The sequence below is a fragment of the Acetivibrio straminisolvens JCM 21531 genome, assembly GCF_000521465.1.
GTDB lineage: Bacteria > Bacillota > Clostridia > Acetivibrionales > Acetivibrionaceae > Hungateiclostridium > Hungateiclostridium straminisolvens.
The window spans coordinates 1-23,130 of the sequence record NZ_BAVR01000010.1 but is presented as its reverse complement, the minus strand read 5'-3'; the positions used below and the strand labels follow the sequence as shown (position 1 = coordinate 23,130).

The 23,130-nt window shown below is 40.1% G+C and carries 15 protein-coding genes, 9 pseudogenes and 1 riboswitch; of the genes and pseudogenes, 12 read left to right on the top strand and 12 right to left on the bottom strand.

What is annotated here, in order from left to right:
* Positions 1-15: 15 nt before the first annotated feature.
* The 10 genes and pseudogenes from metK to pheA form a co-directional block, all read right to left on the bottom strand.
* Positions 16-1,208: pseudogene (metK, locus tag JCM21531_RS04150) on the bottom strand (methionine adenosyltransferase).
* A gap of 122 nt (positions 1,209-1,330) precedes the next feature.
* Positions 1,331-1,437: riboswitch (SAM riboswitch) on the bottom strand.
* A gap of 100 nt (positions 1,438-1,537) precedes the next feature.
* The gene (locus tag JCM21531_RS04140) at positions 1,538-1,942 is read right to left on the bottom strand and encodes a thioesterase family protein (protein ID WP_038287631.1); all 405 of its coding nucleotides are present in this window, start codon (positions 1,940-1,942) and stop codon (positions 1,538-1,540) included.
* A gap of 155 nt (positions 1,943-2,097) precedes the next feature.
* Positions 2,098-3,912, bottom strand: a pseudogene (gene ftsH, locus JCM21531_RS04135) (ATP-dependent zinc metalloprotease FtsH).
* Between the two features lie 114 nt (positions 3,913-4,026).
* Positions 4,027-4,580, bottom strand: a pseudogene (hpt, locus tag JCM21531_RS04130) (hypoxanthine phosphoribosyltransferase).
* Between the two features lie 91 nt (positions 4,581-4,671).
* Entirely contained in the window at positions 4,672-5,973 is a 1,302-nt protein-coding gene (gene tilS, locus JCM21531_RS04125; protein WP_243467191.1) for a tRNA lysidine(34) synthetase TilS, read from the bottom strand.
* A 125-nt stretch (positions 5,974-6,098) separates the two neighbouring features.
* Positions 6,099-7,436: a replicative DNA helicase gene (dnaB, locus tag JCM21531_RS04120; RefSeq protein WP_038287629.1), complete on the bottom strand. Its 1,338-nt coding sequence runs from the start codon at positions 7,434-7,436 to the stop codon at positions 6,099-6,101.
* 50 nt (positions 7,437-7,486) lie between these two features.
* Positions 7,487-7,934, bottom strand: a pseudogene (gene rplI, locus JCM21531_RS04115) (50S ribosomal protein L9).
* 46 nt (positions 7,935-7,980) lie between these two features.
* Positions 7,981-9,989 (bottom strand): annotated as a pseudogene (locus JCM21531_RS24300) (DHH family phosphoesterase).
* Between the two features lie 27 nt (positions 9,990-10,016).
* Positions 10,017-10,358, bottom strand: a complete 342-nt coding sequence (locus JCM21531_RS04105) for a MazG-like family protein (protein ID WP_038287628.1) — start codon at positions 10,356-10,358, stop codon at positions 10,017-10,019.
* A 152-nt stretch (positions 10,359-10,510) separates the two neighbouring features.
* Positions 10,511-11,344 (bottom strand): annotated as a pseudogene (gene pheA / locus JCM21531_RS04100) (prephenate dehydratase).
* A gap of 384 nt (positions 11,345-11,728) precedes the next feature.
* Between pheA and JCM21531_RS04095 the strand changes: the two are divergent.
* The 12 genes and pseudogenes from JCM21531_RS04095 (at position 11,729) to JCM21531_RS04055 (ending at position 20,458) form a co-directional block, all read left to right on the top strand.
* A complete protein-coding gene (locus tag JCM21531_RS04095) occupies positions 11,729-12,055 on the top strand; it encodes a hypothetical protein (protein WP_038287626.1) in 327 nt (108 codons plus the stop codon).
* A complete protein-coding gene (locus JCM21531_RS20490; RefSeq protein WP_243467188.1) occupies positions 12,042-12,332 on the top strand; it encodes a hypothetical protein in 291 nt (96 codons plus the stop codon). The genes JCM21531_RS04095 and JCM21531_RS20490 overlap by 14 nt, the downstream gene beginning before the upstream one ends.
* Positions 12,263-13,189, top strand: a complete 927-nt coding sequence (locus tag JCM21531_RS20485; RefSeq protein WP_243467187.1) for a V-type ATPase 116kDa subunit family protein — start codon at positions 12,263-12,265, stop codon at positions 13,187-13,189. Before JCM21531_RS20490 ends, JCM21531_RS20485 begins: the two co-directional genes overlap by 70 nt.
* The gene (locus tag JCM21531_RS20480) at positions 13,189-13,692 is read left to right on the top strand and encodes a V-type ATP synthase subunit I (protein ID WP_243467186.1); all 504 of its coding nucleotides are present in this window, start codon (positions 13,189-13,191) and stop codon (positions 13,690-13,692) included. Before JCM21531_RS20485 ends, JCM21531_RS20480 begins: the two co-directional genes overlap by 1 nt.
* Before the next feature lie 5 nt (positions 13,693-13,697).
* Positions 13,698-13,994 (top strand): V-type ATPase 116kDa subunit family protein, encoded by a 297-nt coding sequence (locus JCM21531_RS20475; RefSeq protein WP_243467185.1) that lies wholly within the window; start codon positions 13,698-13,700, stop codon positions 13,992-13,994.
* Positions 13,995-14,010: 16 nt separating this feature from the next.
* Complete coding sequence (locus JCM21531_RS04085; RefSeq protein WP_038287623.1) at positions 14,011-14,478, top strand: V-type ATP synthase subunit K; 468 nt, start codon at positions 14,011-14,013, stop codon at positions 14,476-14,478.
* 27 nt (positions 14,479-14,505) lie between these two features.
* Positions 14,506-15,102, top strand: a complete 597-nt coding sequence (locus JCM21531_RS04080; RefSeq protein WP_038287621.1) for a V-type ATP synthase subunit E — start codon at positions 14,506-14,508, stop codon at positions 15,100-15,102.
* A gap of 37 nt (positions 15,103-15,139) precedes the next feature.
* Positions 15,140-16,159, top strand: coding sequence for a V-type ATP synthase subunit C (locus JCM21531_RS04075; protein ID WP_038287618.1), 1,020 nt, complete (start codon positions 15,140-15,142; stop codon positions 16,157-16,159).
* A pseudogene (locus JCM21531_RS04070) lies at positions 16,152-16,471 on the top strand (V-type ATP synthase subunit F). Before JCM21531_RS04075 ends, JCM21531_RS04070 begins: the two are co-directional and overlap by 8 nt.
* A gap of 50 nt (positions 16,472-16,521) precedes the next feature.
* Positions 16,522-18,291 carry an ATP synthase subunit A gene (locus JCM21531_RS04065; RefSeq protein WP_038287616.1) on the top strand — a complete coding sequence of 590 codons (1,770 nt, stop codon included), beginning with the start codon at positions 16,522-16,524 and terminating at the stop codon, positions 18,289-18,291.
* Between the two features lies 1 nt (position 18,292).
* Positions 18,293-19,673, top strand: a pseudogene (locus tag JCM21531_RS04060) (V-type ATP synthase subunit B).
* Between the two features lie 116 nt (positions 19,674-19,789).
* Complete coding sequence (locus tag JCM21531_RS04055; RefSeq protein WP_038287613.1) at positions 19,790-20,458, top strand: V-type ATP synthase subunit D; 669 nt, start codon at positions 19,790-19,792, stop codon at positions 20,456-20,458.
* A 58-nt stretch (positions 20,459-20,516) separates the two neighbouring features.
* On the opposite strand, the pseudogene abc-f reads toward JCM21531_RS04055, so the two are convergent.
* Positions 20,517-22,137 (bottom strand): annotated as a pseudogene (gene abc-f / locus JCM21531_RS04050) (ribosomal protection-like ABC-F family protein).
* A gap of 341 nt (positions 22,138-22,478) precedes the next feature.
* Entirely contained in the window at positions 22,479-23,015 is a 537-nt protein-coding gene (locus tag JCM21531_RS04045; RefSeq protein WP_038287610.1) for a dockerin type I repeat-containing protein, read from the bottom strand.
* Positions 23,016-23,130 lie beyond the last annotated feature (115 nt).

The window sequence follows — 23,130 nt, the reverse complement described above, 5'->3', positions numbered from 1 at the left end:
GCCTGCATGTAAAATTTACATTTCCAGGGCTTCTCTTCTTAAGTCATCGGCCTTATCGGTCTTTTCCCAAGGAAGGTCTACGTCAGTCCGTCCAAAATGTCCGTAAGCTGCAGTCTGCTTGTAAATCGGTCTTCTTAAGTCAAGGGTCTTGATAATTCCTGCAGGTCTCAAATCAAAATGTTTGTTTACCAAGCTCTCTATTTTCTCTTCAGGAATAGTTCCTGTGCCAAAGGTGTCCACTCTCACAGAAACCGGTCTTGCCACACCTATTGCATAAGCCAGCTGCACTTCACATTTTTTAGCAAGCCCTGCCGCAACTATATTCTTGGCTACATAACGGGCAGCATACGCAGCCGAACGGTCAACCTTTGTGGGGTCTTTCCGGAAAATGCTCCACCGCCGTGTCTTGCATAGCCTCCATAAGTATCTACAATTATCTTTCTTCCGGTAAGTCCGGAGTCTCCTTGAGGTCCTCCAACCACAAATCTTCCTGTAGGATTAACGAGGAACCTTGTGTCGCTGTCTAAAAGCTCGGCCGGTATAACAGGCTTTATAACATGTTCAATGATATCTCTTTTTATAGTATCATGATCCACCTCAGGACCGTGTTGTGTGGAAATAAGTACCGTATCCACCCTTACAGGCTTGTCCCCGTCATACTCAACAGTAACCTGGGACTTTCCGTCAGGTCTTAAGTAATCCAGAGTACCGTTTTTCCTTACTTGGCTTAACCTCATGGCAAGCTTATGAGCTAATGAGATGGGCATTGGCATAAGTTCCGGCGTTTCATCGCAAGCAAAGCCGAACATCATTCCCTGATCGCCTGCTCCTATGGCTTCAATCTGCTCATCGCTCATCTCTCCTGTCTTTGCTTCAAGAGCCTTGTCAACTCCCATAGCTATATCTGGAGACTGCTCGTCAATTGAAGTCAAAACCGCGCACGTATCGCAGTCAAATCCATACTTTGCTCTGTCATAACCTATTTCACGAATTGTATTTCTTACAACCTTGGGTATATCGACATAACACTTTGTTGTAATTTCACCCATTACCAAAACTAGTCCTGTAGTAACAGAAGTCTCACACGCTACCCTTGCCATAGGATCTTGCGAATAAATTGCATCCAATACGGCATCGGAAATCTGATCGCATATTTTGTCCGGATGACCCTCAGTAACAGATTCCGATGTAAATAATTTTCTTGCCATTTAGGTTACCTCCTTATTAATTTTTTCTTTTTAAAGTAAATTGACAAAATCTTTCTCCCGCATTTAAAATCCACCAAAACACATAAAAAAACCTCTTTCACAAAAAGAGGATTCCGTTTTTATCCTCATCTGTCAGGACTTTCACATCCTGTAGGAATTGGCACCGATACAATTTTTGCCGGTTGCCGGGTTTCATAGGGCCCATTCCCTCCACCTCTCTTGATAAGGTTACTTGTATTATTTTGTCATAGTATAATGTATCATATACTCTATATTTAGTCAATAAATATGTGGCTTTTCCTTGTAAAAAATTTGTCAAGGGTCTTACTCTAAATATTATCAGATTTTTTATACACTTTTTCTTTGAAATTCTGAGATGCAACTATATACCTCTCATGATATCCCTCTCCGATTTTTTCGACACTGTCAAAAGCTTCCACCTTAAAGGTAAGCTTTCTTCCTTCAACAGCTATCAACTCTGCAAAAGCCTTTACTTTCATTCCGACAGGCGTACCGGCAATATGTTTAATGTTCACCGAAGTACCCACAGTGGTATATCCTTTGGGCAAATGCAGCGAAACCGCAGACAATGCAGCACGCTCCATCAATCCTATCATTGCAGGAGTTGCATAGACATCCATATCCCCGCTCCCGTACTCTTCTGCAGTACTCTTGTCCGAAACCCAGGTTTCGACAGATGCATTTAAACCGACTTTTAAGTTTACATTCTTCATAGTTCTTCCCTCTCCACTCGAAAATTGAAATTTTTGAAATAATTTTTGTTATCGGGCATTTGTTATTATAACAAATACATATGTAATAATAAAGCAAAAAAGAGATAGTTCAACACCATCTCTTTTTAAGGAAGCTATTTTTTTAACCGAATCAATCAAGCACTGGCATACAGCTCTTCAAACTCATGACCCTCAAGCTTTTCTCTTTCTATAAGAGCATTTGCTATGGCATTGAAGTTTGTTTATATTTTCCTTTAAAATATTTGTTATTTTCTCATAGCATGAATCTATTATTTTCTTTACTTCCCTGTCAATTTGAGCAGCTACCTCTTCACTGTAGTTTCTTGTCTGAGCCAGGTCTCTTCCTATAAACACCTCATCATTTTCATTTCCGAATACGAGATTGCCCAAGGTCTCACTCATACCGTATTTGGTAATCATGCTTCTGGCAATTCCGTTAGCCTGCTTCAAATCGGCATAAGCCCTGTGCTGATTTCTCCTAAGACAATCTCTTCTGCTGCCCTTCCACCCAAAGAAACGATAATCTTTTCAATGAGATGGGATTTGGTTTCATAGGTTTTATCCTCATCCGGCTTGTGGGCGGTAAAGCCGCCTGCCATACCTGACGGGATAATGGAAATCCTGTCAACTTTATCGGTAGTGGACACCGCTTTTATCGCAATAGCGTGACCGGCTTCATGATAAGCAGTAAGCTTTTTCTCTTTTTCGCTCATTACCCTGCTCTTCTTCTCCGGTCCTACAACCACCTTGAATACCGCTTCCTTTATCTCAGTCATTGTTATTACTTTTTTATTGGCTCTGGCAGCAAGCAAAGCTGCTTCATTAAGAAGATTTTCAAGGTCTGCTCCGGTAAATCCGGGTGTACTCTTTGCAAGTTCATCCAATTTGACGTCTTCGGCCAGAGGCTTACCCTTTGCATGAACCCTCAGAATTTCTTCTCTGCCTTTGATATCCGGAAGTCCCACAACAACTCTTCTGTCAAATCTTCCCGGCCTTAAAAGTGCAGGGTCTAGAATATCCGGCCTGTTAGTTGCAGCCAGGATTATTACTCCTTCATTCGCTCCAAAACCATCCATCTCAACCAGCAGCTGATTGAGTGTCTGTTCCCTTTCGTCATGGCCGCCGCCAAGCCCTGCTCCTCTATGTCTTCCCACAGCATCAATTTCATCTATGAAAATAATACAGGGAGCATTTTTCTTTGCCTGTTCAAAAAGGTCTCTAACCCTCGAAGCACCTACACCTACAAACATTTCCACAAAGTCGGAACCGCTTATACTAAAGAAGGGAACTCCCGCTTCTCCCGATACGGCCTTTGCAAGCAAGGTTTTACCTGTACCCGGAGGTCCCACCAAAAGCACTCCCTTGGGTATCCTTGCTCCCAGCTCCAGGAACTTCTTAGAATGCTTCAAGAATTCAACTATTTCTCTCAGTTCCTCTTTTTCTTCGTCAGCTCCTGCCACATCATTGAAAGTAACCTTTCTTTTATCATCTATTGTCATTTTTGCTCTGCTCTTACCAAAGGACATTACTCTGCTTCCGCCGCCCTGCGACTGCTGGAGGAAAAATACCCAGAACAGCACAAACACAACTATAATCACCAAAGTAGGCAATATTGAAATCCACCACGGCGGAGAATAAGGAACCCTGCTCCTAAATTCCAGCTCTCCCTGTCTGATAAGGTCATTTATCTCATTCATAAACACCTCAACATCAGGTATATAAACAAACTGGTCCCTCTGTCCTTCTTCTTTATATTTTACTGTGGCTTTATTGTCCTCCAGTATAATCTCCTGAACCTTTCCATTTTGAATATCACCTATAAGCTGAGAATACTTTTGCTCTTTTTCAACCGGACGACTTTGTACTATAACCAAAAAAGCCAGCAACATCACAAATAGTACTATATAAAAACTTATATTTTGAAATATTTCAAATAGCTCCCTCCTTATCAATTATAGTAAACAATGTAAAAAAATCCAATCCATTGCAATATATTCATTAATATATATTACATTATATTAACATAACGGTTTTAAAAACACAAGAAACCTTTAATATTATTTTCATCCGGCATCCTCTTTATCTGTATAAACAGAAGAATGCAATACGCATACGTCCGGAAGATTCCTGTATTTTCCTGCAAAATCCAATCCATAACCCACTACAAATTTATCCGGTATCGTAATACCTTCATAATCTATCTTCAAATCCACCTTTCGCCTCGACGGCTTATCAAGGGCGGTACATATCTTAACATCTTTGGGGCCTCTGTTCTCAAACATGCTTTTTAAGTAATGAAGTGTAAGACCCGTATCCACCAAGTCTTCGACAATAAGCACATGCTTATTGGTAATATCTATATCAATGTCTTTTATTATGCGCACAACTCCCGATGATTTGGTGGAATTGCCGTAACTTGACACTGATATAAAATCCATTTCAATAGGTATGCTTATCTCCCTTATCAGATCGGCAAAAAATACTACCCCCCTTTTAGCACTCCAATCAAGACAAGCTCTTTTCCCTCATAGTCATTGGAAATCCTTTTTCCCAACTCTTTAGCCTTATTCATTAGTTCCTCTCTGGTAACCAAAACCTCTTCAATTTGACTTATCATGAGTTTCCTCCTAAATATATGCTATTTTAAGTCTATATGTTTTCCATCCTAACCCCAACTCAATATATACGGCTTATGGATTTTGATTAATTTAATGCGATTTATCATAGGATAATTTCAATATGGTTTTAGTATTTTCAGTTACTTTAAATTTATCACTGATTTTGTAACCTATTATCCATACAATTTCTTTATCCTTTGAAATTAGCGGTATTTGATTTCTTGTTTCCCTTGGAATTTTATTGTCAATAAAAAATTCTTTGAGTTTTTTTGTCCCGCTTGAGTTAAGCGGTTTGAAGACATCCCCATTTCTTCTGTTTCTCAAATATATTCCCTCTCTTAGCCTGTCATAATCAAAAAACTGAATTTGGCTTTTCTCCGATATCCTCGTAAAATCTTTCATATTAAAAGCATCGGAAGAAACCTCAATCAAGGATGCCTCTATTTTGCCGTTTATTTCATCAATAACGGTAATTCCAGGTATGTCTACTTTCTTATTAAAGTATATATCTTCTTTCTCAAATTCCTGCAAATATATTTTTAAGATTCCATAGGATTTTTCAGCTCTCACATCATGGGGAAGATGCAGTATCGAGCCCGTTGTGCCATTTTCAATCAGATCTATTATACTATCAATATGTACTGTTGCAATTCCTTTTATGTCTCCCTTTACTTTTTTTATAGAATTCCGAATTATTCTTCTCTGTGCAGCAATATGGCATTCTTTTAAAGCCGGAAAACTTAAAATTACTTCCCTGTCATTACTCTTTATTTCGGCTTTATCACAAATTTCATCTATTTTCTTCTCGATAAAGCTATTGTCATCCCTTATTAAATCTGACATTTTAGTTATACTATTTACTATATCGGCATTGAATAATTTATCTATATAGGGTATTAGATCAAGTCTTATTCTATTTCTAGTATAAATATCCTCCAGATTTGAACTGTCAATGCGTGGATTTAGGCTGTGAATGCGGCAATAATCTTCGATTTCCGCTCTCTCAATACCTAAAAGAGGTCTTATAATCCTGCCTCGAATATAATCCATTCCTTTAAGTCCGTCAAGACCCGTGCCTCTTATAATATTCATCAGCACAGTTTCCGCCTGGTCATTCTTATTATGGGCTACAGCAATTTTTTTTGCACCGGTACTTTCCGCAACTTTTTTAAAAAGTCTATATCTCTCTATCCTGCCGGTTTCCTCTAAAGAAAGCTTTCGTTCCTTTGCAAGCTTTTTTATATCAATACGCCGGCTGACAAGCTCAACATTTAGTCTACCGCAGAAGTTTTCAACAAAAGCTTCATCCTCAAGGGATTCGTCCCCTCTTAACATATGGTTGACATGCACCGCTACAAGCCCCAAATCCATACTTTCCCTAAGTTTATACAAAATGTGCAAAAGACACACCGAATCAGGCCGCCGGATACTCCAACAACTATTTTATCCCCATTCTCAATAATATTATATTTTGTAATTACTTCCAATACCTTATTTATCATAAAACTATTCCAGCACTATTCTCTAAATTTCTCAAGGTTTGCAAATTTCGTATACTGTCCCAACCATGCCAGTTCCACGGTTCCCGTAGAACCGTTTCTGTGCTTTGCAACTATCACCTCAGCTATATTCTTTTTTTCGGTATCGGGATTGTAATAGTCATCCCTGTACAGAAACATTACAATATCTGCGTCCTGCTCTATTGCACCGGATTCTCTAAGGTCACTTAGAATAGGCCTATGGTCGGCCCTAAGCTCCGGAGCACGACTTAGCTGAGACAGAGTCAACACGGGAACGTTTATCTCCTTTGCCAGTATCTTGAGAGATCTTGATATCTCCGATATTTCCTGTTGCCTGCTTTCAGTCTTTCCCCTTCCCTGCATAAGCTGAAGGTAATCTATAACAACCAATCCCAAGTCTTTTTCGATCTTGAGTCTTCTGCATTTTGCCCTAATCTCCGTGACAGAGACTCCCGGGGTATCATCAATATAAATTGGTGCCTCAGACAGAGGCCCCAATGCCCTTGCTACTTTTTGCCAATCGCTGTCCTCCAGTTTTCCGGTCCTCATCTTCTGACTGTCCACCATGGCTTCGCAGCAGAGCATCCTGTTTACCAACTGTTCCTTTGACATCTCCAGGCTGAATATGGCCACAGGTACCCTTGCATGAACTGCTGCATACTGGGCTATATTGAGTACAAAGGAAGTCTTTCCCATAGCCGGTCTTGCCGCAATAAGCACCAGGTCGGAGTTTTGAAGACCTGCAGTCTTAAAATCCAGATCCACAAAACCGGTGGGAATGCCGGTAATATGTCCTTTGTTGTTGTAAAGCTCTTCAAGGCGGTTAAAAGTATCAATCAATACTTCCTTAATAGGAGAAAAACCTTGTGTATTTCTCTTTTGAAGTACGTCAAATATGCTTTTTTCCGCTCTGTCCAGAACATATGAAACCTCTTCCGAAGCCTCATAACCCATATTGACAATTTCGCTGGAAGCCCTGATAAGCTTTCGCAATATAGATTTTTCTTCAACTATTTTTGCATAGTGCTTTGCGTTTGCAGTGGTAGGAACCGAACTTGCCAGATTTGTAAGATACTCCAGCCCTCCTACCCCCTCAAGGCTTCCCCTTATTTTTAGCTGCTCCGAAACTGTAATGAGGTCAATAGGTTCTGCCTTTTCATAAAGGTCCATTATTGCTTCGAATATTTCCCTATGGTCTTCTCTGTAAAAATCCTGGCTTGAGATTATTTCCGTTACACTTGACAGTACCTCTTTATCAAGGAGTATAGCACCTATCACCGACTGCTCGGCCTCTATATTCTGCGGAGGTATTCGGCCAAAAGAACCCAAGTCCATATTCCATCACTCATCCTGACATAAACATATTTTCGCCTAATGACCGGCAATTATTGTTCCTGCTCAATCTTAACGGTCAATTTTGCGCTTACTCCCGGATAAAGCTTCACATCTGCTTCATAGGTACCCAGTGACTTTATGGATTCCGGAAGATTTATTTTTTTCTTGTCTATATCAAGCTTGTGCTGTTTTTTTAAATAATCCGATACATCCTTGCTGGTCATTGAGCCAAAAAGCTTTCCGTTTTCTCCGGCTTTAGCTTAAGTGTAACCACTATATTTTTAAGCTTCTCGGCAAGCTCCTTTGCCTGCGCCAGTTCCCGTTCCTTTTTATTCTTTTCTGCTTCCTTTTTTGACTGCATGATATTCATATTGGATGCATTCGCTTCGACAGCCAGACCTTTTGGAATCAGAAATTTCTTGCATATCCGTCACTTACATCAACAAGACTCTCCTTTTTTCCCAGTCCCTTTACATCCTCTTTTAAAATAACCTTCATAGTGTATCTCTCCTTAACATCATATTACTTATATAATAACAAAATACTAAGTGTTTTGTCTGTTGATTTCATCAAAATATTCGTTAATTGCGTCACCAAGTTTTTCTTTTGCTTCCTCAATCGTCACCCCCTGAAGCTGGGCGCCGGCAACTGTCATATGCCCCCCTCCTCCAAGCTTCTCAAGGATCACCTGAACATTTACGTCGCCTAGGGATCTGCCGCTAATTGCGACTCCGTTGTTAATATGGCTTAGCACAAAGGCTGCATTTAGTCCTGCCAGATTCACAAGCTGATCTGCCGCTTGGGCAGCAATCAAGGTGGCATTTTTCATATTCTGCGAACAAATGGATATAGCCATATTATTCCTTATTATTTCCGCATCTCTTACCACATTTGAAACGTTTATATAGGTATTTATGTCGCTTTGGAACATCTGCCTTACTGACACGGTATCCACTCCATGCCTTCTCAGGAAAGCTGCTGCCTCAAAGGTACGTACTCCGGTTTTGAATGTAAAATTCTTGGTATCTATTACTATACCGGCATACAGCGCCTCGGCTTCAACAGGCGTCAGCTTTATTTTCTCTTCCACATATTGCAGTATCTCCGTAACTAGCTCACATGTAGATGAAGCATAGGTTTCCTGATAGGTTAGCACTGCTTCCTGGAGATAATCCGCTCCTCTTCTGTGATGGTCTATAACCACTATCTTTTCAGTATATTTTAAAAGTTCCGGAAACTCGGTAAAAGTCGGTCTGTGGGTATCTACAATAATCAGCAGCGTTTTCTTGCTGATTTTTTCAATGGCTTGTTCATTTGCTATAAACAGGCCTTCATAGTCCCCGCTTTTTTCAATTTTTGATATCAAACATCAATTGTAGGGTTTGAGCTGTTTAAGACTATATGGGCCTCTTTGTTCCTGTTCTTTGCAACCCTGTATATTCCAAGGGCCGCACCCAAACAGTCAATATCACAGTTGTCGTGCCCCATTATCATTACATCCGAAGCCTGGTCGATAAGCTCCCTCAATGCATACGCAATAACCCTTGCTTTTACTCTTGTTCTCTTCTCCAGTTCCCGGGTTTTTCCTCCAAAGAAGGTTATATTTTCTCCGTTTTTTACAACCACCTGGTCACCGCCTCTTCCCAACGCAATATCCAAAGAGGCATGTGCAAAACGAAATTTCTCCAGCAGCGATTCCGCCCCTATACCTATTCCGATACTTAATGTAACGGGAATCTTATTTCCCACATTTATTTCCTTGACGGAATCTAAAATATCAAACTTTTTCTCTTCAAAATCCTTAAGATACTTATAGTCAAATATAAGTATATACTTATCCCTTTCAAATTTCTTTAATATACCGTTGGTATATCCCATCCACCGGGTTATTTTGGAATCTATTTCCGCAAGAATCTGGGTGCGTATTGTATCTTCCAGGCTCTGCATCAAATCATCGTAATTGTCTATTATAATAATTCCTACTGTTGCCCTTTCATTCTCATGCTTTTTCTTTAACTCCACAAGTTCCGTATTGTCCATCAAATACATGAGTATTATTAGCCCATCTTCGTTTATCTTGCTGTCTACTTTTACGAAATTACCCATCACACAGTAATTTCTTCCGTTTATTACAATATTCCTGCTGAAGTTCATGTTTCCATCGGTAAGCTCCTCCGGGTTTAACCCTTTTACAAGGGAGTGTATTGTCTTGTCTAAAAGCTTTTCTCCATCAAAAATCTTCTTAAAAGATGAATTATACCAAATAATTGTCCCATCCAGCTCAATCAAAACCAAAGGCATGGGGAAATTGAGCAGCGTATCCTTTGACGCCGTATTTATATTGAAGGTCAAATTTTCAATATATCGGGTTATCTCCTTGTGCCTTTTGTAATTTGATCTGAAGTTATAGTACAAAAGCAGCAAAAACAGTACATAGCCCGGAATAGCAACTACAAATTCCAAAGCAGTAATAATTATCAGCAGAAAAAATATAATCAGCAGGTAAAAACTTGATTTTGGCAAAAACATCCCAATAAATTTTTTGCTTTCCATCGATACTCCTCCCGTTACTTTAAAGTCTTAGACCTTGTTTTGCATTCTAGAGGAGTTCAAATGCTTTGCAAGTTCAGTCAAATCCCCATAGTATTTTTCAACATCATGATTTTCAATAATGCCGAGTTTTATCTTATTGTTTATTTTAATCTCAATGGAATTATAACTTACGCCCAAACGCCTGCCAAGCATATAGCAGATTAAAATTATATTGGACAGGGTTTCCGAGACCGATTCATGCACCTCTTCCCTTACTCCGTTGACCAAAACCTTGAAAAGATTTGCTATATCGGTAAGAAGTTCACTTTTAAGCCACTCAATAATTTTAATATTCCTCGTAATGTCAATATCCCTGTCAAACAAAGCCATAAAACCACTCCAACATTTAATATAAATTATTCGTATAAATAATTCGTGCCCTATTTATTTAAGAAACAATTCGCATATAACATATATTATACCATAAAATAGACCCAGGTACCGAATTTCCCAAAAAACGAAAAAACTAAATCTTTCAAAGCTCAACACCGTATTTGAAATTCCGGATAAGAACCCAAAAATTTATAAAAGGAAGTCTTTCTTTTTACCATTGTAAGTGCATCCCTGACGTCTTGATCCTCTATATGCCCTTTTATATCCACAAAGAATATGTATCTTCAACTCGTTTTTGGCAGGTCTTGATTCTATTCTCGTCATGTTTATATCCCAAAGGCTGAATATGTCCAGTATCCTGTAAAGGCTTCCCGGCCTGTCTTCTGTGGAGAAAACTATGGAGGTTTTATTCCTTTCTGCCTTTTTGGCTTCTTTTTTTGAAATTACTACGAACCTTGTAAAATTATTATCGCTATCCTGAATGGACTCTTTAAGGACCTCAAGTCCATACTCTTTAGCTGCAGCCAAAGAACCGATGGCTGCCATATCCCCTTCCCCCTGTGCAACCTCTTTTGCCGCCTGTGCAGTACTATATACATATTTTATTAATGCACGGGGAAAGGCAGAATCCAGAAACTTTCTGCACTGTCCAATGGGCTGGGGATGGGAAAGGATGTACTTTATATCTTTAGTCTCTGTTCCCTTTTTGGCCATAAGGTTTTGCTTTACCTCAATAACAACCTCAGCCTTAATCTTAAGATCCACATCCGCTGCAAGCATGTCCATCGTAACACTTACAGCTCCCTCCAGAGAATTCTCGATAGGTACAACAGCCTCATCAATCTCATCGTTTTCCACAGCCATAATTAGCTCCACCATGTGTTGTAATCAACCCCGGTAAAGTCATTTCTTCCTTCGGTATATGTAAACATCGCTTCCTGCGAAAATGTTCCCTTGGGCCCTAAAAAACCAATTCTTACCATAAAACACTCCTCATATTATTTTGCACATTTTTTATAAAAGCAACATCAATTATCGGTTAACTATTTTTTATCTCATATTATAATAACATCATTTTTTCTTTTTTCCAACCGAAATGAAATTTATAATGTTAATTAAAATATGATGTAATTCTTTACTGACTATCTTGATATATATTTTTTATAATGCTAATATTTATATTAAGTTTTCTATCAATTTTTAACGATATATTATTAGTCTCAATGGCGAGTCTAACCAAACCAATAATCAAAAAAGTGTATTAATATTCTGTATTATGGGTAAAAACTGTTTAAGCAGTACAAACTTTAATAGCAACAGAAATTGAAATCGACAGGAAATAAATACATACTAAAGGTGGTGATTTGGTGTCGATTGATATTATTAAATCCATAAGACAATCCGAAACCGAAGCCGAACAGATTAAAAAGCAATCCCATGAAGATGCCCGGCAAATTCTTTCGGAGGCCTCAAGCCAATCTTACAAGCTTCTTGAACAGACACAGGAAGACGCTGAAAAAGAAGCTAAAAAAATTATTCAGGATGCTGAAAAACAGGCAAAAGCCGAAATTGAAAAATTTACTACTCAAGTATCTTCCGAATGCAATACTATAAAAGAAAATGCCAGGAAGAAGCTTGACAAAGCAGTAGAGATAATCATAGGAAGGATAGTGAGCCCCTATGGCAATAGTTAAAATGAATAAAATCTCTCTAATTGGGCTTGAATCGGAAAAAGAACGCATCCTTGAAAACCTTATGAAATTAGGGGTTGTTGAGATTACAGACTCAAAAGAAAAGATGGCTTCCGATGATTGGAAAGAGCTGGTAGATGTCGATGGGGACAATGAACGCGTCTCCAGCTCGATACTCAGATTGACAGAGTGTCGGCCATTATTGACTATTTGGACAAATTCGACAAACGCAAAAAGCCTCTCTTTTCAGCCAAACGAAATATCAGCGTCAGCGACTTAAACATGGTTTTGCAAAATCAGGATAAACTTTGGGCTGTTATTAATGAGATTAATCAATATGATGAAATACTTTCAAACTTAAAAGCGGAAAAGAACAAAAACTCAAATCTGATTTTGAGTCTCAAACCGTGGGAAGCTTTGGACATCCCTCTTGAGCTGACATCGACTGCATCTTCCACGGTTTTAATCGGTGTTGTGCCGGAAATGGCAGATACCGATAAAATAGAACAAGCTCTTAACGACACTGTCCCAGAAAGCTACTGTGAGGTCCTTGGCAAAGACAAAGAGCAAAGTTATCTTCTTATTGTATATCTGACTTCCAAAGAAGAAGATACGATGAATGTGTTAAAGCAGTACGGTTTTTCCAAGGTAAACTTTAAAGATCTTTCCGGAACTGCAAAACACAATATCAATCAAGCTTCAAAAAACATTGAGAAAATTGACAAGGATATCGAGGATATCGAAAACAAAATGGCTTCCTATGTAAAATACAAGGATGACTTAGAGGTTCTTCACGATCACTTGTCTATCGAAAGAGAACGAAAAATCGTTCTTGTAAATCTTATCAAAACCAACAAAGTATTTATGCTCGAAGGATGGCTTCCGGAAAATTCAGCGGAGCAAGTGAAAACTTTCCTTGAAAAAAGCAGCGATTGCTTTATAGAAATTATAAAGCCGGCAGAAGACGAGGAATTCCCCGTGCTGCTTGCCAATAAAGCCATTCCAAGTTCTGTAGAATCCATAACCAATATGTACAGTGTGCCAAACTCCAAAGAACTTGATCCTAACGCAATAATGGCTCCCTTTTTATTATTGTTTTTCGGACTCATGCTAAGTGACGGCGGTTATGGAGCATAATGGCTATTCTTTCAGGTATAATTCTTAAAATGTTTAAGCTTGAAGAAGGCACAAAAAAGTTTATGAGACTCATGTTTTACTGCGGCATTTCCACAATGCTCTGGGGTCTGCTTTTCGGAGGTTGGTTCGGTATTCCGAATATACCGGCATTGTGGTTCAATCCTTCGGAAGACCCTGAATTATTGCTCAGTTACTCTCTGCTCTTCGGTGCCATTCACATATATGTAGGTCTTGGAGTTCGCGGCGCAAATCTTATCAAGGATAAAAAATACCTTGATGCGGTTTTTGACGTGCTGTTCTGGTATATATTGTTTACAGGATTCATACTCTTTGTACTTCCATATATTCCAAAGGTTGATGCCGAAAGTGTAACCGGTCTGGTAACTTTGGGCAAGTATCTCATGCTGATTGGCGGAGTCCTTTTGATTTTAACCCAGGGCAGGGAAAACAAAAATATTATTGCAAAGCTTTTTGGCGGTGTTGCAAGCTTTATGACCTTGTAAGCTTTATGAGTGATGTGCTGTCTTACTCAAGACTTCTTGCTCTCGGTCTTGCAACTTCGGTTATTGCATCTATTATCAACCAGATGGCAACAATGTTCGGTTTCAACAACATACTAAAAATAATTGCTGTAGTCGCCATTCTAGCTTTTGGGCACTTATTCAACTTTGCAATCAATGCCCTCGGAGCATATGTTCACTCTTGCAGACTTCAGTACATTGAGTTTTTCGGTAAGTTCTATAAGGGCGGAGGTACAGCCTTTGAGCCCTTTAAAGCAAAAACAAAATATATAAATCTAAAATAACAGGAGGTAATTTACTATGTTAGAAACTCTTACTGGAAATTTCTTTGCAATTTTTGGAGCAGCAATAGCCTTTATTTTTGCAGGTTTTGGTTCCTCCAAAGGTGTAGGTCTAGCCGGTGAAGCCGGTGCAGGTGTTCTTACCGAAGACCCGGGTAAATTTGGTCCTGTAATGGTACTTCAGGCCCTGCCCAGTACTCAGGCAATTTATGCCTTCGTTATCGCGTTCCTTACCATTCAGAAAGTGGTAGTGGGAGATTCTTTGTCAATTGCAGAAGGATTTATCCTTTTCGCCGGTTGTATTCCTATCGGTTTTGTAGGTTGGGTTTCAGGAATCTTCCAGGGCAGAGTTGCTGCTGCAGGAATAAACATGATAGCTAAAAGACCCGAAGGACTCGGAAGAGCTATCGTAATGGCACTCATGGTTGAGATGTTCGCAATCTTGGGATTCATAGTATCAATATTAATGATTGGTAAAGTAGCATAAGATATTATATAAAAGGGAGTGTTCCCCATGGCAGGAGTAGAAAAAATAAAAGAAAGGATAATCGAGGAAGCACGTGCCCAGGCGGAGGCGAATATCAAACGTGCTCAGGAAGAAGCTGCTAAAATAATCGAGACAGCGCAAAAAGAGGCCGATGCCAAAAAGGCACAGATCCTTGAGAAAGCAAAAAAGGAAGCCGTGGATGTTAAAAAAAGGCTTAAGGCAATGGCTGAGCTGGAAGCAAGAAAGAAAAAGCTTCAGGCCAGACAGGAAGTTGTTGAAGAGGCATTTAATAAAGCCATTGAGAAGCTAAACAGCTTGCCTGACAGGGAATATGAGGAAATAATCTCCCGGTTGATAATAAATTCCGTACAAAGCGGAACAGAAGAGATTATACTCTCCCCTAAGGATAAGCAAAGAATCTCTGCCGGTTTTATTGAAAATATAAACAAGAAACTTTCCGAAAAAGGTATTGACGGAAAAATAAGGCTTTCTGAGGAGACCAAAAACATAAGCGGAGGCTTTATATTAAAGTCCGGTGATATTGAAATAAACAACTCCTTCGAAGCAATAATAAGAATGAAAAGAGAAGAAGTAGAGGCCCAAGTTATAAAAGCTCTGTTCTAAAGCTTCTTAAAATTTGCCAAGAAGGAGGGGTGAAAAATTGCCAAAGCTAAAAAAAATCGATGAAACAAAATATGTATATGCGGTTTCGAGGATACGTGCCATTGAAAAACGGCTTTTAGATAAAATAAAGCTTGACAGAATGGTAGATGCAAAGTCCGCGGATGAATCATTAAGAGTCTTGCTTGAAGCCGGATACGGCAGCGGAGACAGTGATGTCAAAAGCATATTTGAATATGAAAACATTTTAAAGGAAGAGCACAAAAAAGTGTACAGCCTTTTAAATGAGCTTGCTCCTGAAAAGGAAATTATAAATATGTTTTTGCTCACAAATGATTACCACAATGTAAAAGTAATCCTAAAGGCAGAATTCTCCGAACAGGACGAGTCTTCCCTTCTGATTGAACCGGGTTCTGTTCCTGCTGGCGAGCTAAAGCTTATGATTAAGGACAGGAACATGTCCAAAATGCCTCCCATTATGAGAAAAGCTGTGGAGGAGGCCATAGATACCTACAGCAGAACCGGTGATCCCCAGGTAATAGACCTGATTTTAGACAAGGCAAGCTACGTTCATCTAAAGAGCATTTCAGCCTCTTTGGACAATAAATTTATAAATGAACTAATTATTATCCTTATAGATCTCAAAAACATTAATATTTTTCTGAGGGTTAAAAACCTGAAAAAATCGTGGGATTTTCTTCAAAAGGTTCTTATCCCCGGCGGGCATATCGACATCAAAGTTTTTATTCAAAACTTTGATTCATCCCTGGAGAGCCTTGTTGAAGAACTCAAGTTCACAAAATACGGTCCCTTGCTTGAGGACGGAATTGAAAGCTTAAGAAGCACAGGAAGTCTTACAAAGTTTGAAAAGCTGTCGGACAACTTTATAACCTCCTATGTCAAAAAGGCAAAATACATTACCTTCGGTATTGAGCCTTTGATAGGATACCTTATGGCAAAGGAAACCGAGATTAAAAATGCAAGAATCATTATGGTGGGTAAAATAAACAATATTTCTAATGATGTCATTAGGGAAAGGCTGAGAGAGTCTTATGTATAAAATAGGAGTTATTGGTGACAAAGACAGTATTTTAGGATTTAAAGCCCTTGGTATGTCGGTATTTCCCGTTACAAGCGCCCTTGAGGCCCAAGAGACGATTGATAAAATTGCTTCAATGCAGTACGCAGTTATATATATCACAGAGCAGTTTGCAAAGGATATCGTCTCTACAATAGACAAATACAAGGACCAGAGATTTCCTGCCATTATACCATTCCCGGCAATCAGGGTTCTTTGGGTATCGGCATGATGAACGTCAAGAAAAGTGTGGAGCGCGCTGTAGGTGCTGACATACTTTTTAAGGATGAATAATTATTGTTTGACTTTTGAGGTTAAAACTTTTTTGAAAGAAGGGATAAAACGTGAGCCAGGGAACAATAGTTAAAGTCTCCGGGCCTCTGGTAATTGCCGAAGGCATGAGAGATGCAAACATGTTTGACGTTGTACGTGTAAGTGAACATCGTCTGATTGGTGAAATAATCGAAATGCATGGAGATAAAGCCTCCATCCAAGTATACGAAGAAACTGCAGGCTTGGGCCCCGGCGAACCGGTGGTTTCTACCGGTGCCCCTCTAAGCGTTGAGCTGGGACCTGGGCTTATTGAAAATATTTTTGACGGTATCCAAAGACCTCTTGAGAAAATGAGGGAAATGGTAGGAAGCAATATAACAAGAGGTATCGATGTTACTTCCCTTGACAGAAAGAAGAAATGGGATTTTAAACCTACCGTAAAAAAAGGAGACAAAGTTGCTTCCGGTGACATAATAGGAAAGGTTCAAGAAACCCCTATCGTTGAGCACAGGATAATGATCCCCTACGGAGTTGAGGGAACAATTGAGGAGATAAAAAGCGGAAGCTTCACCGTAGAAGAAACCGTCGCAAAGGTTAAAACTGCAAACAACGAGTTGGTTGATATTTGCATGATGCAGAAGTGGCCTGTACGTATCGGCCGCCCGTATAAGGAAAAGCTCCCCCCTAGCTCTCCCCTTGTCACAGGTCAAAGAGTTATAGACACTCTCTTCCCTTTGGCCAAAGGTGGAGTTGCAGCAGTACCCGGACCTTTCGGAAGCGGTAAAACAGTAGTTCAGCATCAGCTTGCAAAATGGGCCGATGCCGAGATAGTTATCTATATAGGCTGCGGAGAGCGCGGAAACGAAATGACCGACGTTTTAAAGGAATTCCCGGAACTTAAAGACCCAAGAACCGGCGAATCTCTCATGAAACGAACCGTTCTTATAGCAAATACATCAGACATGCCTGTTGCAGCCAGAGAAGCATCCATTTATACAGGCATGACTATTGCAGAATATTTCAGGGATATGGGCTATAGTGTGGCGTTAATGGCAGACTCCACCTCCCGTTGGGCGGAAGCATTGAGAGAAATGTCCGGACGACTCGAAGAAATGCCCGGTGAAGAAGGTTATCCGGCATATCTTGGTTCAAGACTTGCCCAGTTCTATGAAAGGGCGGGAAGAGTTGTATGCCTTGGCTCTGAAGGAAGAGAAGGAGCCCTTACCGCCATCGGTGCAGTATCGCCTCCAGGTGGAGACCTTTCCGAACCTGTTACCCAGGCAACACTTAGAATTATCAAAGTGTTCTGGGGACTTGACTCAAGTCTTGCCTACAGACGTCACTTCCCTGCAATCAACTGGCTGCAGAGCTACTCTCTGTACCATGATATAATAGGCCAGTGGATTAGTGAGAATATTTCAAGAGACTGGGATTCTATGAGGTCTGACACTATGCGTATTCTGCAGGAAGAAGCGGAACTTGAGGAAATTGTGCGTTTGGTCGGTGTTGACGCCCTGTCACCTGCCGACAGGCTTACTCTGGAAGCCGCCAAGTCTATACGTGAAGACTATCTTCACCAGAATGCCTTCCATGATGTAGATACCTACACCTCATTGAACAAGCAGTACAGAATGCTAAAACTCATACTGGGATTCTATTACAGCGGTAAAAAAGCATTAGATGCAGGGGTAAGTATCAAAGAACTGTTTGAACTTCCTGTCAGGGAAAAAATCGGAAGAGCAAAATACACACCTGAAAATCAGGTAAACAGTCATTTCAATGAAATTGAAAAAGAACTTAATGATCAAATAGAAGCCCTCATCTCAAAGGAGGTGCAATAAAATGCTGAAAGAGTACAGAACAATAAACGAAGTAGCCGGACCTCTGATGCTTGTACAGAAGGTTGAAGGTGTAAAATACGGCGAACTCGGTGAAATAGAGCTATCAAGCGGTGAAATCAGAAGATGTAAAGTATTGGAAGTTAACGGTGACAACGCACTGGTACAGCTTTTTGAAAGCTCAACAGGTATAAACGTTGCCACAAGTAAAGTAAGATTTTTAGGAAGAAGTATTGAGCTTCCCGTATCACTGGATATGCTGGGAAGAGTATTTAGCGGTATGGGCAAACCCCTAGACGGCGGTCCGAACATTATTCCCGATAAAAGACTTGACATAAACGGTCTTCCCATGAACCCGGCAGCAAGAAACTACCCTTCGGAGTTTATTCAGACCGGAGTTTCAGCCATTGACGGACTAAACACCTTGGTTCGCGGTCAGAAACTCCCCATATTCTCCGGTTCCGGTCTTCCCCATGCCCAGCTTGCAGCGCAGATTGCAAGACAGGCAAAGGTTTTGGGTACGGACAGTAAATTTGCCGTTGTGTTTGCAGCCGTTGGTATTACCTTTGAGGAAGCCGACTACTTTATCAGTGACTTTAAGAGAACCGGCGCCATAGACCGTACCGTACTGTTTATAAACCTGGCAAATGACCCTGCCATCGAGCGTATTTCAACTCCGCGTATGGCTCTTACGGCTGCGGAATATCTTGCTTTTGAGAAAGACATGCACGTGCTCGTTATAATCACAGACATAACCAACTACGCAGAGGCACTGCGTGAGGTATCTGCCGCAAGAAAGGAAGTTCCCGGCAGAAGAGGTTATCCGGGTTATCTCTATACAGACCTTGCTACAATATACGAAAGAGCCGGAAGAAAGATTGACAGTGAGGGAAGTATCACCCTGATTCCGATACTTACAATGCCTGAGGATGACAAGACCCATCCTATCCCTGACCTTACCGTATATAACCGAGGGTCAGATTATTCTAAGCAGAGAGCTTCACCGTAAGGGCATAACCCCTCCAATAGACGTACTTCCATCCCTTTCCCGTCTTAAAGACAAGGGAATCGGAAAAGGCAAAACCCGTGAAGACCATGCGGATACAATGAACCAGCTTTTCGCAGCTTACGCAAGAGGTAAGGAAGCAAAGGAATTGGCTGTAATCCTTGGAGATGCCGCCCTTTCCGATACGGATAAACTATATGCTAAATTTGCGGATGCCTTTGAAAAGGAATATGTATCTCAGGGCTTTAGTGAAGACAGAACTATTGAAAAAACCCTTGAAATCGGCTGGAAGCTGCTTTCAATACTGCCCAGAGCAGAGCTTAAGCGTATCCGGGATGAATACCTTGACAAATATTTGCCTAAAGCATCGGAGAATTAATAACCTGTGCTTTTAAAGAGGCTATTTTAGTTATTATTTAGTGCCGAGCTTTTATTTCCAAACTCAAGAAGAAGGTTTATAGCTGTCTTCTTAATATATTTAAGGAGAGAATTACTATGGCAATTATGCGTGTAAACCCGACCAGAATGGAGCTTACCCGACTCAAGAAAAGGCTGCAGGTTGCCCGCAGAGGCCACAAGCTGCTTAAGGATAAGCTGGATGAGCTGATGAAGCAGTTTCTTGACCTGGTAAGAAAAAACAAGGAACTCCGCGAAAAGGTTGAGGAAATGTTAATGAAAGTCCACCAGGACTTTCTCATAGCCAGGGCCGTTATGTCGTCAGAAGGACTTGAGGCTGCACTTATGCTCCCAAAGCAAAATATAAGCCTTGACGTGTCCACCAAGAATATTATGAGCGTAGAAGTGCCTGTGTTGAATTTTACCACTTCCAGCTCCGACGAAAGCGACATATATCCTTACGGATTTGCCTCGACTTCGGGAGAGCTTGACGGTGCCATCTTAACCCTTTCTAAGGTGCTTCCTTACATGCTTGAGCTTGCTCAGATGGAAAAATCATCTCAGCTTCTTGCGCAGGAAATCGAAAAAACAAGAAGAAGGGTTAACGCCCTCGAATATGTTATGATACCTCAGTTGACGGAAACAATAAAGTATATATCCATGAAGCTGGATGAAAATGAAAGAGGAAACATCACAAGACTCATGAAGGTAAAAGACATGATGTTGGAGCAAGCCCACAACTATGAAGCACGAAGTAATGGAGCTTAGGGTAAAGTAAAAACCGCCTGCCAATAAAATTATCTTAGAGAATTGGCAGGCGGTTTATTTACATATTCCCCAGCATAGCCGCAAGACGCATATATTCCTCTTCAAGAGCCTCTTTGTCCGCCCCGGGAGCTGACAGCTTTGCTGCAATTTCAGCCATTTTCATTCTAATCAAAATTCTTTCCGTCTCATCTTTAACTTTCTTGGGAGTTTCATTCATCTTTTGCCTGTAATCCTCAAGATTTCCCTCAAACTCCGTTATGGTATGGTTTTCAATTACAAGCAAACGGTCGGCAACAGCATTTACAAAAGCACTGTCGTGGGAGACAAAAAGAACCGTTCCCTCATATTCGCAAAGAACACTCTCCAAGGCTTCCATAGAGCTCATATCAAGATAATTTGTGGGTTCATCCAAAAGCAGCACATTGGCATCGGAGACAAAGAGTTTTGCAAAGGATACCTTTACCCTCTCTCCTCCGCTTAGGCACCCCACCTTTTTATTTACATCATCATTTCTTATTAACAAGCGTGCCAGTATTGTTCTTGCCACAGTCTGGTTCTGGACACTGTCTTTCATCACATTCTCCAGTACGGACTTTTCATAATCGAGATTTTCAAAGTCTTGATGAAAATATCCGATTTTTACTTTGGGTACTACATATATGCTCCTGTCGGCTTTTTGACAAATCAGGTTGAGAAGGGTACTCTTCCCTGTTCCGTTTTCGCCCCACAGGGCAGTTTTTGAACCGTTTAGCACCTTAAATCCGGCTTTGTCAAATATTTTCCTATCTCCATAGCTGAAAGACAGCCTGTCGGCAGAGATAACAACCTTGTTTTCCGGCGGATTGGTCAGGGAAAAATCCAGCTTGATTTTCGGTATCTCCTTCGGTTTTTCCTTTACCTCAAGCTTTTCGAGACGGGTTTTTAGGCTGTTTACTTTGTTATGGATTTTCTCTTGCTTTTGTGTGGTTTCCCTTTTGTGAAGCCTCGCCTCGGAATTCCCCATTCTTTTTGGAGTTTTCCTCATGGATTTCGCCAAGTTTTTTCTGTCTATTATTGCCTCTTCAATACTTGTCTTTTCTTCGATATATTTTCGTACTCAAAAATCTCTCGATTATACTCCAGCTCCCTTTGCTTCTTATAGAATGAGTAGTTGCCGTTATAATGTTTTAGCTTTCCATCCCTTACTTCAATTATCTTATTGCAAAGGCTGTCAAGTAAATTCCTGTCATGGCTTATTAGCAAAAACGATTCCACACTTAAAAGTTTTTGCTTAAAAAGCTCAATGCCTTTATAATCAAGATTTGCCGTAGGCTCATCCGCAAACACCAGAAGATTTTCACCGTTAAAGGCGTTGGCAATTTTGATTCTGGTTTTTTCTCCACCGCTAAAGACCTTTTGATGCACCTTTTGAGACAAGTCAAATTCCTTTAAAAGCTTTTATCCGCACAAATACTTTCCTCGGAAAACTGACGGATATATGCTATATCGCAAAATTGTTTTACAAATCCTTCGTCCGGTTCTATTTCCTTTGCCAGAATATTTAAAAGTGTAGTCTTACCGGAACCGTTTTGACCTATTATCCCGATTTTGTCCCCGGAATAAATCTTTAAATCATCAATCTCAATTATAAGCCTGTCACTATAGTACTTCTTTATATTATGAGCTTCCAATATAAGCATAAAAAAATCTCTCCTTCCACCTTTTTCAGTGTGCCGGAAAGATATAAATAGCATAATACCCGCCAAAGCAGCAAGGCATTAACTGCATAGCAAAAATATTTATAGCTAATCCGGCACAAAACAAGAGCACTATGCTCATCTTTAAAAACAAAATGTTTTTTGCCAAATTAGCCAATGATCATCGTTAAAATACCTTGCCCTTTCTTCAATATTTAATTTTATTTTACCCAATTTTATAAATTAAATCAATATCTTCGTTAAACTAAAAATCCCCTCCGGACGAGGATTTCAATCCGGAAGGGATTTTTTATTATGCTGCCGGTTATTTTACACTTTAGCTGTTAGTTTTGAGGGCATACCGGGAAATGCTGGATTTGCCCATTTATATATTGAGTTATAATCGCCAGATCAATGGCATTTACCGAACCATCGCCATTTACATCTGCAGCTACATATTGTCTAGAAGTTAAATTAATATTACCAAGAAGGTAATTGCTAAGCAGGCTTTTGTCATTTGCTGTTACCGACTGATCTCCGTCAAGATCTCCATAATAAACTGTGTAAGTTTCGCCTGCGGGGAAAGAGGATATTTCTCCAAGAAGGTAGTCTCTGAGCAGATAATAATCATACATTGTAGAGCTAAAATCATTGTTTACATCCGCAGCTATATATTGCAACGGATTTGCGAACGGTACGGCATAGTATACTTCATTATACAATAATGCAAGGTCTATAGCGTCAATTGAACCATCCAAGTTTACATCACCGATAATTACTGTTTTGGTGCATTGGTGCGCTGCATATGCTGTCATAGAACCGCTAAATACTATCATGGCAATACTTAATACTACCGTTAACAGTGCAACTTTCTTTTTCATACACATTCCCCTTTCTTTTCCTTTGTTTTTTTATTGAAGCCGGCCGACTATCAATCATTATAATGAAACTTCGCTTGAAAGCTTTATTGTTTATATTTCGAACACAGAACAGCTT